This is a genomic window from Micromonospora rosaria (genome assembly GCF_001567585.1).
Lineage (GTDB): Bacteria > Actinomycetota > Actinomycetes > Mycobacteriales > Micromonosporaceae > Micromonospora > Micromonospora rosaria.
This window is the reverse complement of record NZ_LRQV01000174.1, coordinates 1-11866: the sequence shown is the minus strand read 5'-3', so window position 1 is coordinate 11866 and position 11866 is coordinate 1. Positions and strand designations below refer to the sequence as shown.

The 11866-nt window shown below is 72.8% G+C and carries 9 protein-coding genes and 2 pseudogenes; 4 read left to right on the top strand and 7 right to left on the bottom strand.

Translation table 11 applies throughout. The features are described from left to right. The 5 genes and pseudogenes from AWW66_RS28845 to ftsY form a co-directional block, all read right to left on the bottom strand. A pseudogene (locus AWW66_RS28845) lies at nt 1–870 on the bottom strand ([protein-PII] uridylyltransferase); the annotation flags it as partial. A 16-nt stretch (nt 871–886) separates the two neighbouring features. Then, nucleotides 887–1225 (bottom strand): P-II family nitrogen regulator, encoded by a 339-nt coding sequence (locus tag AWW66_RS28840; protein ID WP_067372912.1) that lies wholly within the window; start codon nt 1223–1225, stop codon nt 887–889. A 25-nt stretch (nt 1226–1250) separates the two neighbouring features. Continuing rightward, complete coding sequence (locus AWW66_RS28835; RefSeq protein WP_067372906.1) at nt 1251–2624, bottom strand: ammonium transporter; 1374 nt, start codon at nt 2622–2624, stop codon at nt 1251–1253. A 332-nt stretch (nt 2625–2956) separates the two neighbouring features. Further along, nucleotides 2957–3820, bottom strand: coding sequence for an aminoglycoside phosphotransferase family protein (locus AWW66_RS28830; RefSeq protein ID WP_211272140.1), 864 nt, complete (start codon nt 3818–3820; stop codon nt 2957–2959). 5 nt (nt 3821–3825) lie between these two features. Further along, nucleotides 3826–5004 (bottom strand): signal recognition particle-docking protein FtsY, encoded by a 1179-nt coding sequence (gene ftsY / locus AWW66_RS28825; protein WP_067372900.1) that lies wholly within the window; start codon nt 5002–5004, stop codon nt 3826–3828. Between the two features lie 150 nt (nt 5005–5154). On the opposite strand from ftsY, the gene AWW66_RS28820 reads away from it, so the two are divergent. The 4 genes from AWW66_RS28820 (at nt 5155) to AWW66_RS28805 (ending at nt 9943) form a co-directional block, all read left to right on the top strand. Then, on the top strand, nt 5155–6864 hold the full coding sequence (locus AWW66_RS28820; protein WP_067372897.1) for an alkaline phosphatase D family protein: 1710 nt from the start codon (nt 5155–5157) through the stop codon (nt 6862–6864). 108 nt (nt 6865–6972) lie between these two features. After that, on the top strand, nt 6973–7413 hold the full coding sequence (locus AWW66_RS28815) for a MarR family winged helix-turn-helix transcriptional regulator (protein ID WP_245648527.1): 441 nt from the start codon (nt 6973–6975) through the stop codon (nt 7411–7413). A gap of 270 nt (nt 7414–7683) precedes the next feature. Continuing rightward, the gene (locus AWW66_RS28810; protein WP_083979117.1) at nt 7684–9417 is read left to right on the top strand and encodes an MDR family MFS transporter; all 1734 of its coding nucleotides are present in this window, start codon (nt 7684–7686) and stop codon (nt 9415–9417) included. Nucleotides 9418–9421: 4 nt separating this feature from the next. Further along, nucleotides 9422–9943 (top strand): DinB family protein, encoded by a 522-nt coding sequence (locus tag AWW66_RS28805; protein WP_067372894.1) that lies wholly within the window; start codon nt 9422–9424, stop codon nt 9941–9943. A 60-nt stretch (nt 9944–10003) separates the two neighbouring features. On the opposite strand, the gene AWW66_RS28800 is transcribed toward AWW66_RS28805, so the two are convergent. Both AWW66_RS28800 and AWW66_RS28795 read right to left on the bottom strand, forming a co-directional pair. Further along, entirely contained in the window at nt 10004–10624 is a 621-nt protein-coding gene (locus AWW66_RS28800; protein WP_067372891.1) for an HAD family hydrolase, read from the bottom strand. 113 nt (nt 10625–10737) lie between these two features. Continuing rightward, a pseudogene (locus AWW66_RS28795) lies at nt 10738–11866 on the bottom strand (AAA family ATPase); the annotation flags it as partial.

Below are 11866 nucleotides of genomic sequence, written 5' to 3'. Positions count from 1 at the left end.
GCCGTCGTGTGCCGCGATCGGGTCGGCGTCGGGGTCGGCCGGGGTGCCGGCGGAGCCGGTGGCCGACGCGGCGCCGCCCGGCTCGGCGGGCACCGGCTGCCGCAGGCCGAGCAGGGCGGCCACCCCGTCGCGTTCCTGGGCGAGCAGCCGGTCCACCCGCCGGCCGACCTGGTGGTGCAGGGCGTCGCGGGTGTCCAGCAGCCGGCGGTGCGCGGCGTGCACCGCCGGGCGGAACGCGTCGGTGACCCCGGCGGTGGCGATCGCCCGCAGCAGGCCGACGTCGCGCAGCCCGCCGGCCGCCTCCTTGAGGTCGCCTTCGAGCAGGAAGGCCAGCTCGCCGTGGGCCTGCCAGCGGGCGGTGGTGATCTCCCGCAGCGCGGGCAGGTGCCGGACGGCGGTGCGCCGCCAGTGGTCGGCGGCCGTGCGCACCAGGGACTCGGCCAGCTCGCGGTCACCGGCGACGTACCGGGCGTCGAGCAGCCCGAGGGCGACCTTGACGTCGTCCTGGGCCACCGACAGCGCCTCGGCGACGGTCCGCACCGAGTGGTCCAGGCGGACCTTGGCGTCCCAGATCGGGTACCAGAGCGAGGCGGCCAGGTCGTCGACGCCCGGCACCCCGGCGTGCAGCAGCACCAGGTCGAGGTCGCCGTACGGGGCGAGTTGACGCCGGCCGAGTCCACCGACGGCGACCAGGGCCACCCCGGCCCGCACCGGCAGCAGCGACCCGAGCCACCGGTCGTACGCGCCGGCGCGGGCGGCCCGGGCCGCGGCCCCGATCCCCCCGGGCACGCCGATGGCCTCGTTGACCGGACGGTCGGTGTCGACGCCCGTGGTGGGCGTGGACCCGTCCCGCCCGGTCAACGAGGCCATGGTGACGATCCTCCGGTCAGAGGGCGTCGAGGCCGCGCTCGCCGGTACGGACCCGGACGACCTCCTCGACCCCGGTCACCCAGACCTTGCCGTCGCCGATCTTGCCGGTCCGGGCGGCCCCGACGACGGCGTCGACGATCTTCTCGACGTCGATCTCGTCGGTGAGCACCTCCACCCGGATCTTGGGCAGGAACTCGACCGTGTACTCGGCACCCCGGTAGACCTCGGTGTGCCCCTTCTGCCGGCCGTACCCCTGGACCTCGCTGACGGTCAGGCCGGCCACGCCCAGGGCGTGCAGCGCTTCCTTCACCGCGTCCAGCTGGTACGGCTTGATGACCGCGGTCACCAGCTTCATGTCCAACCCCTCCATCACAGGAACGTTAACCGGCGACCTTTTCGTTGACCGGGGCGGTGGGCTCCGCCTCCGCCGTGGTGCCGCTCGCGGTCGTGCCACCGGCGCCGATGCCGGCCATCGCGAACGCGCCGCCCGAGCCGCCACCGGCCGGGGTCAGGTCGTAGCCGCTCTCCGCGTGCTCGGTGAGGTCGATGCCGGTCACCTCGGCCTCGGCGGAGACCCGGAAGCCGATCGTCTTGTTGATGACGAAGCCGAGGACGAAGGCCACCACGAAGGAGTACGCCGTCACGACCAGGGCGCTCAGGGCCTGGACGCCCAGCAGAGTGACCCCGCCGCCGTAGAAGAGGCCCTCGTTCTCGACCAGCGAGCTGACCGAGCTGGTGCCGAAGAGGCCGATCCAGAGGCAGCCGATCCAGCCGCCGACGAAGTGCACGCCGACCACGTCGAGGGCGTCGTCGTAGCCGAGCTTGTACTTCAGGCTGACCGCCAGGGCGCAGACCGCACCGGCGACCAGGCCGAGCAGGACCGCCGCCCAGGGGGCGACGAAGGCACACGCCGGGGTGATGGCGACCAGACCGGCGACGGCGCCGGAGGAGGCGCCGACCAGGGTCGGCTTGCCGTCGCGCACCTTCTCCACGACCAGCCAGCCCAGCACCGCGGCGCCGGCACAGATCTGGGTGTTGAGGAAGGCGATGGCGGTGGTCGAGTCGGCGGTCAGCTCGGAGCCGGCGTTGAAGCCGAACCAGCCGAACCAGAGCAGACCGGCACCGAGGGCCACCATCGGGACGTTGTGCGGCTTCATGGCCTCCTTGGGCCAGCCGAGCCGCTTGCCGAGCACCAGCGCCAGGGCCAGGGCCGCGGCACCGGAGTTGATGTGCACCGCCGTGCCACCGGCGAAGTCCAGGGCGCCGAGGCCGGCCCCGATGAAGCCACCACCCCATACCCAGTGCGCCACCGGGAAGTAGACCAGGGTGGCCCAGCCGAAGGCGAAGAGCAGCCAGCCGGAGAACTTGGCCCGGTCGGCGATGGCACCGCTGATCAGCGCCACGGTGATGACCGCGAACATCATCTGGAAGGCCATGAAGACGTAGAGCGGGATGCCGGTCTCGCCCCACAGGTCCGTCTCGGCCATGAAGGTCTTGGTGCCGAGGTACTGACCGACGTTACCGATCAGACCGCCCTGGTCCTCGCCGAAGGCCATGGAGAAGCCGTACAAGAGCCAGAGAATACTGATGAGCCCCATCGAGGAGAAGCTCATCATCATCATGTTGAGCACGCCCTTGGACCGGTTCAGACCGCCGTAGAACAGCGCCAGACCCGGCGTCATGAGCAGCACGATCGCGCTCGATATCAGCAACCACGCGGTGTTGCCGGTATCGATCGTCGGTGCTTCAGGCACGCTGGCCTCCTAAAAGTGAGGTTCCCTCCTTCGCGGCTTCCGGGGCAGCGTCGCCCGTACGCCGGTTGCGCGGAAGCCTGTCCGGCCGCTGTTTCACGGAACGTCCCCCGTCGATTTCCGGCCGGTGACGGCTTGTTTCCAACGTGTGAAGAAAGCCGCACCCTCCCCGGTACGGACGGGGGTGGGTCGACCGGTCGGCCGAGGCGGCGTCGACCCTTGTGAGCAGGGCGGCGACGGGTGGCCGACCGGCCGGACCGGGTGTGGACCGGGCGTGCCCGATCAGTGCCGGAGGGTGTCCGGGACGCCGCCGGCCGGTGACCGGCGCGCCCCGGTCAGCGCAGCGCGTGCTCCAGCGCGTGCCGCTCGTAGTCGAGCAGCCGCAGGTCGCGCATCGGGCGACGAAGGTGACCCTTGTGCACGATCCGGACGAACGCCGGCTCCCCGGCGGCGGCCATCCGGCGGATGCCCTCCACGTGGTCGACGATCCGCTTGCGGATGGTCCGGATCAGCCGGTGCCGGTCCCGGGGGATCAGCCCGTACGCGTCGGCGAAGAGGCGCAGCCGACGGGGGCGGTCCGGGCGCTTCCAGCCGAGGGTGATCGAGTCCCGGTCGGAGAAGATCGGCACCCAGGTCCAGGCGGCGTACGCCACGTCGTAGATCCGGGCGCCGGGCGAGGCCAGGTCGAAGTCGATCAGCCCGAGGGTGCCGTCCGGCCGCCAGATCACGTTGTGCGGGGCGGCGTCGTGGTGGCAGATCACCTCGGTGTCCGGCGGCGGCGGCCCGAACGAGCGCCACACCGCCCCCGGCGGGGGCACGAAACCGTACTGGGCGTCGTGGAACATCCGCAGCATGGTGGCGACGGTCACCAGCGCCTCGTCGGTCACCCAGTGCGGGGCGAGCGGGTACTCCCCGCACTCCCCCTCCAGGTACGACAGGACCTCCCGGTTGCGCTCGTCCATGCCGAGGGCGCGCGGGGCGCCGGTGAAGCCGACGTACTCCAGGTGGCGCAGCAGCGCGTGCACCGCGGGTGTCCACGGGCCGGCGTTGCGGCGCACGGTGTCGCCGACCCGGACCACGGTGCTGACGTTCCCGCCGTGCAGCGGGATCTCCTGCGAAGTCACGTACGGTCTCCCGAGGCCCGGCGCCGGATGGCGAGGATCACGCCACCCGGGGTAGGTGCGATCGTCGGTGGTCACCGAGATTACGCGTCCCGGGCCAGTGGCTCGGTACCCAGGAGGGCATCGACGAACTGTGTCGGCTCGAACGGCGCCAGGTCGTCCGGGCCCTCGCCCAGGCCCACCAGCTTGACCGGGATGCCGAGCTTGCGCTGCACGGCGATCACGATGCCGCCCTTGGCGGTGCCGTCGAGCTTGGTGAGCACCACGCCGGTGACGTTCACCACCTCGGTGAAGACCCGCGCCTGCTCCAGCCCGTTCTGCCCGGTGGTGGCGTCCAGGACGAGCAGGGTCTCGTCGATCGGGCCGTGCTTCTCCACCACCCGCTTGACCTTGCCCAGCTCGTCCATCAGGCCGATCTTGTTCTGCAACCGGCCGGCGGTGTCGATGAGCACGGTGTCGGTGCCGGCGTCGATGCCCCGGCGGACCGCGTCGAAGGCGACACTGGCCGGGTCGGCGCCCTCCGGGCCCCGGACCGTCTCCGCGCCCACCCGGCCGCCCCAGGTCTGCAACTGGTCGGCGGCGGCGGCGCGGAAGGTGTCGGCCGCGCCGAGGGTGACGGAGCGCCCGTCGGCGACCAGCACCCGGGCGATCTTGCCGCAGGTGGTGGTCTTGCCGGCGCCGTTGACCCCGACCACCAGCAGGACCGCCGGCACGCCCTCCTTCGGGGTGGTCCGCAGGGACCGGTCCAGGCCCGGGTCGAGGGCGGTGACCAGCTCGGTGGCGAGCAGCGCGCGCAGCTCGGTGGCCGAGCGGGTGCCGAGCACCCGGGTCCGCTCCCGGAGCCGGTCGACGATCTCGCGGGTGGCGTCGATGCCGACGTCGGCGGTGATCAGGCTGTCCTCGATCTCCTCCCAGGCGTCCTCGTCCAGGTGGTCCCGGCTGAGCAGGCCGAGCAGACCCCGTCCGAAGGCGTTCTGCGAGCGGGACAGCCGGGAGCGCAGCCGGACCAGCCGGCCGGCGGTCGGCTCGGGCACCTCCAGGGTGGGGGCGGGCGCCTCGACGACCGGCGGCGGCTCCACCAGGATCCCGGTGGACAGCTCGCCCTCGGGCACCTCGACCGGCGGCGCGGTCGGCTCCGGCACCCGCGTGTCGACCGGCGGCGGCGGTTCCTGCCGGCGCCGCAGCCGAGGCACCACGAGACCGATGCCGCCGAGGATCAGCACACCGAGCAGCGCGAGGGCGATGAGGACGTATTCCGTCATGCCGGAATCCTGTCAGATGTCGACGACGTCGTCTCACGCACCGCACCCGGCACGGGAGCAACCAGCAGGTAGGCTGCCGCTGACAGGGGTGGCGGAGCCACCAGGCGGGTACGAAGATGAGACGTCGTCCGCCCTTCGGAGGAGTTCCGCATGCCCGAGTCCCGCCTGCTCATCGGTCCGTTGCTGCGACGGGTCGTCGACACGCGGGCGACGGTCTGGGTGGAGACCAACGCACCGGCCGTGGTCACCGTCCGGACCGCCGACGGGGCCACCGGCAGTTCCCCCACCTTCTCCGCGTACGACCACCACTACGCCCTGGTCGTGGTGGCGGGGCTCACCCCGGACAGCACCACCACGTACGAGGTGCTGGTGGACGACGAGGTGGTCTGGCCGGTGCCGGGCGACAAGTATCCGCCCAGCGTCATCCGCACCCGGGCCGCCGACGACGGGGAGCAGCCGGTACGGCTGATCTTCGGCTCCTGCCGGGAGACCACCCAGCACTCCACCACCCGCAAGCTCCCCCCGGACGCCCTCGACGCGTACGCCCGGCGGCTGATGGCCGACCCGACCTGCGGGGACCGCCCCGACCTGCTCGTCCTGCTCGGCGACCAGGTGTACGCCGACAACACCTCGCCGACGGTCCGGCGGCTGCTCAAGCGACGCCGGCGGCGGCCGGCGGGCGCCCCGGAGGACCAGGTGGTCAGCTTCGACGAGTACACCAAGCTCTACCTGGAGTCGTGGCGCGACCCGGAGATCCGCTGGCTGCTCGCCACCGTGCCGAGCGTGATGATCTTCGACGACCACGAGGTCATCGACGACTGGAACACCTCCGCGTCCTGGCGGACCGACATGCGCGGGCAGTCCTGGTGGGCCGAGCGGATCACCAGCGGGCTCGCCTCGTACTGGGTGTACCAGCACCTGGGCAACCTGTCGCCGGACGAGATCGCCGCCGACCCGGTGTACGCCAAGGTCACCACCGCCGGGGACGCCACCGAGGTGCTGCGCGAGTTCGGGAGCCGGGTGGACACCGAGTCGGACGTCGCCCACGACACCGAGCGCTGGCGCGCCGTGCAGTACCAGTGGAGCTACGCCCTCGACCTGGGCCGGACCCGGCTGGTGATGCTCGACAACCGGTGCAGCCGGGTGCTGGAGCCGGGCAACCGGGCGATGCTGCCGCCGGGCGAGTGGTCCTGGTTCGTCGACCGGGCCCACGGCTCGTACGACCACCTGGTGATCGGGTCCAGCCTGCCCTGGCTGCTGCCGCCGGGCATCCACCACGTGGAGGCGTGGAACGAGCGGCTCGCCGATTCCGCCCGCCCCTGGGTGGCCGGGCTGTCGGAGAAACTGCGGCGCGCGCTGGACCTGGAGCACTGGGCGGCCTTCCAGCGTTCCTTCACCGCGCTGGCGACGCTGCTCGCCCGGCTCGGCAGCGGCCGGCCCGGTGAGCCGGGCGACCGGGTCGGCGCCGGCCCGGCGTACGCGGCCCCCGCCTCGATCAGCGTGCTCGGCGGTGACGTGCACCACTCGTACGTCGCCCGGGCCAGCTTCGGCGACCCAGCCGTACGGACCCCGGTGCACCAGCTCACCTGCTCGCCGATCCACAACCAGGTGCCGGCCGGGATGCGCCCGCTGATGCGGCTGGGCTGGGCGGCCGGCCCGGCCTCGGCCACCCGGGCGCTGGCGCGCACCGCCGGGGTCCGCCGCCCACCGGTGCGCTGGCGCAAGCTGGCCGGCCCGTACTTCGGCAACGCGGTGGCCACCCTGGACCACCGGGGGCGCAGGGCCGAGGTGACCATCGAGGGCACCACCAACGAGGGCCACCTGCGCACCGTCGCCCACCACCACCTGACCCAGGTGTAAGGAAGGGCCCCCTGTTAACGCTTTCGGTATAGGAAGGGCCCCCTGCTAACAACTCGGACGATCGCGCGGGACAGGATCCGGGCGCTGACACCCGTACCCTTTCTCGGTGTGGACGAGGAGTTGCCGGAGCCGCTCCGGGCGGTCGAGCACGAGCTGACCGCGCTGCTGCGCCGTGGTCGGGCGATCTCCTGGGAGATCGCCCGGGAGGTCCACCCCAACCTCGAACCCAACGCCTACGGGCTGCTGCTCTGGCTGCGCCGGTGCGGGTCGATCCGGCTGACCGAACTGGCCGTCCGGCTCGGCATCGGCAAGGGCACCCTCAGCCGGCAGATCCAGGGCCTGGAGGTGCTGGGCCTGGTCCGGCGCGACCCCGACCCGACCGACCGGCGGGCCTGGCAACTGAGCCTGACCGAGGAGGGGCAGCGCCGGTTCGACGCCGCCCGGTCCTCCCGGTTGGGGCAGATCTGGCGAACCCTGGAGGACTGGCCGGCGCAGGATCTGGCCGACTTCGCCCGGCTGCTGAGCCGCTTCAACGACGCCTGGGTCTGAGCGCTTCAGCCACGCCGAGGGCTGGGCCGATCCCCGGGCGGCCTGAGCCGCCGCCACGACGGGCGGGGCCGCCGCCACGACGGGCTGGGCCGCTGCGACGACGCCTGGGGCGGGGCCGACCCCCGGACCCGGGTGGGTACGCCCCGTGTCCGGCCGTTCACCTGGGCGAACGGGGAACAGATCCGGGTCACGTCGAGTTGTTGCTTCAGGCAACGAAGGCATACGGTTGCCCGAGGCATCCACCCCGACACCCCCGCGGAGGCGACCACGATGACCCAGGCGAGCGCGCCCGGTCGGACGACCCCGGTCGACATGAGTCACCGGCAGATCCTGGAGGCGCTCTCCGGACTGCTGCTGGGCATGTTCGTCGCGATCCTCTCCTCCACCGTCGTCTCGAACGCGCTCCCCCGGATCATCACCGAGTTGCAGGGCGGGCAGTCCGCGTACACCTGGGTGGTCACCTCGGCGTTGCTGGCGACCACCGCGACCACCCCGATCTGGGGCAAGCTCGCCGACCTGACCAGCAAGAAGCTGCTGGTCCAACTGGCCCTCGCGGTCTACGTGCTCGGGTCGGTGCTGGCCGGGTTCTCCCAGAGCACCGGGCAACTGATCGCCTGCCGGGTGCTCCAGGGCGTCGGCGCGGGCGGCCTCACCGCCCTGGCCCAGGTGATCATGGCGACGATGATCGCGCCCCGGGAACGCGGCCGGTACAGCGGCTACCTCGGCGCGGTGATGGCGGTCGGCACCATCGGCGGCCCGCTGATCGGCGGCCTCATCGTCGACACCCCCTGGCTCGGCTGGCGCTGGTGCTTCTACGTCGGGGTGCCCTTCGCGCTGGCCGCCTTCGTCGTCCTGCACCGCACCCTGCACCTGCCGGTGGTCCGCCGCCCGGCGAAGATCGACTGGCTCGGCGCCACCCTGATCACCGCCGCCGTGTCGACCCTGCTGATCTGGGTCACCCTCGCCGGGAACCGGTTCGCCTGGGCCTCCCCGACCACGCTGGTCATGGTCGGCGGGGCGGTGCTGCTCGGCGTCCTCGCGGTGGTGGTGGAGACCCGGGCCGCCGAGCCGGTCATCCCGCCCCGCCTGTTCCGCTCCCGGACCATCACCCTGGCCACCGTCGCCAGCGTCGCGGTCGGCGTCGGCATGTTCGGCGCGTCGGTCTTCCTCGGCCAGTACTTCCAGATCAGCCGGGGGCAGAGCCCGACCATGTCCGGTCTGATGACCCTGCCGATGATCCTCGGCCTGCTGGTCTCCTCCACCGTCGTCGGCCAGGTGATCAGCCGGACCGGCCGGTGGAAACGCTGGCTGGTCATCGGATCCGCGCTGCTCACCGTCGGTTTCACCCTGATGGGTACGCTCCGCGCCGACACCAGCTTCGTCCTGCTCGGCCTCTACATGGCCCTGATCGGCGTCGGACTGGGCATGACCATGCAGAACCTGGTGCTGGTGGTGCAGAACGCCGTCGGGCCCCACGAACTCGGCGCGGCCAGTTCGGTGGTCGCCTTCTTCCGGACCCTCGGCGGCGCGGTCGGCGTCTCCGCCCTCGGCGCGCTGCTGTCGCACCAGGTCAGCGGGTACGTCACCGACGGGCTGACCAGCCTCGGCGCCCCGGCCGACGGGACCGGCGGGGCAGGGCTGCCCGACGTCCACGCGCTACCCGCCCCGATCCGGGCCGTGGTCGAGGGCGCGTACGGCCACGGCGCCGGGGACATCTTCCTGGCCGCCGCCCCGTTCGCCCTGATCGCGCTGATCGCGGTCAGCTTCCTGCGCGAGGAGCCGCTGCGCTCCGCGTCGGCCGATCCGCAGCCCGAACAGGGTCGGCAGGAGGTGCCGCCGGGCGGGCCGCGTCCCGACGTGGTCACCGTCGACTGCACCCCGGCCCGCAGCCGGCCCGCCCGGGGTCGGCTCCTGCGGCCGGGCCGCCGTCGGGGCACCGGCACCCGCAGCGGCCGACCGGGGCCGGAATCCGGTCGCGGCCGGTCCGGGCAACGCTCAGGATGACCGGATGACCTGGAGAGCACCGGAGATCATCCGTGACGACGAACCCCACCTCGCCGACGAGCGCACCGCGTTGGAGGGCTGGCTGGACTACCACCGGCAGACCCTGCTGACGAAGTGCGCCGGGCTCACCGCCGAGCAGCTCCGTACCCCGAGCGTCGAACCGTCCCCGCTGACCCTGCTCGGGCTGGTCCGGCACATGGCGGAGGTGGAGGCGTGGTGGTTCCGGGAGAACTTCGCCGGGCAGCGGGTGGAGTACCCGTACTTCACCCCGGAGCACCCGGACGCCGACCACGACGTCAGCCACGCCGACGCCGAGGCTGACCTGGCCACGTACCACCGGGAGGTCGCGCTGGCCCGCGCCGCCACCGTCGGGCGGCACCTGGACGAGACGTTCACCGAGGTCACCCCCAAGCGCCGGCAGTTCAACCTGCGCTGGGTGTACCTGCACATGATCGAGGAGTACGCCCGGCACAACGGGCACGCCGACCTGATCCGCGAACGCATCGACGGCACCACCGGCGACTAGGTGTAAGGAAGGGCCCCTTATTAACAGACGTCTGTTAATAAGGGGCCCTTCCTTACACCCTCAGCGGGCGAGGGCGGCACGGAGGTAGCGCAGGCCCTCGGGGCCGGTCCAGCGGTACGCGGACAGCCCCGCCGCGCGGGCGCCGCTGATCGCCCGGTCGTCGGCGTCGACGTGCAGCACCCGCGACGGCGGCGTGTCCAGCGCGGCACAGGCCGCCTGGAAGTACTCCTTCGCCGGCTTGTTCACCCCGACCACGGAGGAGTTGACCACCACGTCCAGCTCGTCGACCAGCCCGAGGGCAGCCAGGTCGGCGTCGAGGATGTCGGTGGCGTTGGTGCCGAGGCCCACCCGGATCCCGGCGGCGCGGACCTCCCGGACGAAGGCGAGCACGTCCGGGTCCACCTCGCCCCGGTACCGCTGCCACTGGTCGACCGCCGCGCGGGCCCGGTCGGGGCTGCCCACCGACGGGGTGAGCGCGTCCGCCACGCTGGTCACCCAGTCGGCGTGGCTGATCCGGCCGGTCAGCACCGGCTGCAACCGCCCCCACTGCGTGGCGATCTCGGTGAGCACCCCGGCGGAGAGGCCGTACTCCCGTTCCACCCCGGCCGCGACGGCCGGGTCCCAGCGCCGCAGCACCCCGTCGAGGTCCACCAGGAGCGCCGTCGCGCGTTCCCGAGCCACTACGTGTTCTCCTTCTCGCGGCCGTGCCGCTGGTCGTCGCCGCCCGGCCCGGGTCGCCCGTCGGTGCCGTCCCGGACGGGACCGACGCCGACGGCGGCCGGGGCGGGCCACGGTTCCTCCCCCTCGGCCCGGTTGAGCCGCTGGCTGATCACCTGGGTGACGCCGCTGCGCATGGTCACCCCGTACAGCGCGTCGGCGACCTCCATCGTCCGCTTCTGGTGCGTGATGACGATGAGCTGGCTCTTCTCCCGCAACTGAGCCAGCAGGGTGATCAGCCGGCCCAGGTTGACGTCGTCGAGGGCCGCCTCGACCTCGTCCATGATGTAGAACGGGCTGGGGCGGGCCCGGAAGATCGCCACCAGCATGGCCACCGCCGTCAGCGACCGCTCACCGCCGGAGAGCAGCGAGAGCCGCTTGATCTTCTTGCCCGGCGGGCGGGCCTCCACCTCGACGCCGGTGGTGAGCAGGTCGTCCGGCTCGGTGAGGATCAGCCGCCCCTCGCCGCCGGGGAAGAGCACCGTGAAGACCTGCTCGAACTCGCGGGCGGTGTCGGCGAACGCGCTGGCGAAGACCTCCAGGATCCGGTCGTCGACGTCCTTGACCACGGTGAGCAGGTCCTTGCGGGTGGCCTTCAGGTCCTCCAACTGCTCGGAGAGGAACTTGTACCGTTCCTCCAGCGCGGCGAACTCCTCCAACGCGAGGGGGTTGACCTTGCCGAGCAGGACCAGTTCCCGTTCCGCCTTGGCGGCCCGCTTCTCCTGCACCGGGCGCTCGTAGCGGACCGGCTCGGGCACCGGCGACCCGTCCCGCTCGGCCGCCGCCACGTCGGCCTGCGTCGGGGGTACGGGCTGGGCCGGCCCGTACTCGGCGATCAGGGTCGGCACGTCGAGGCCGAAGTCCTCGGCCGCCTTCGCCTCCAACTGCTCGATGCGCATCCGCTGCTCGGCGCGGGCCACCTCGTCCCGGTGCACCTGGCTGGTCAGCCGCTCCAGCTCCGCGCCGAGCCGTTTCGCCGCACCGCGTACCTCGGAGAGCTCCGCCTCCCGGGCGGCGCGTTCGCGCGCCACGGCGTCGCGGTGCTCCTCGGCCCGCGCGATGGAGACGCTGAGCCGGTCCAGCGCCTCGCGGGCCCCGCCGGCCACCGCCCGCGCGATGCCCGCGCCCCGGGCCCGGGCCGCCCGCCGGGCCGCCGCCCGCTCCCGCGCGGCCCGCTCGGCGGTGGCCTGCCGGCGCAGCGAGTCG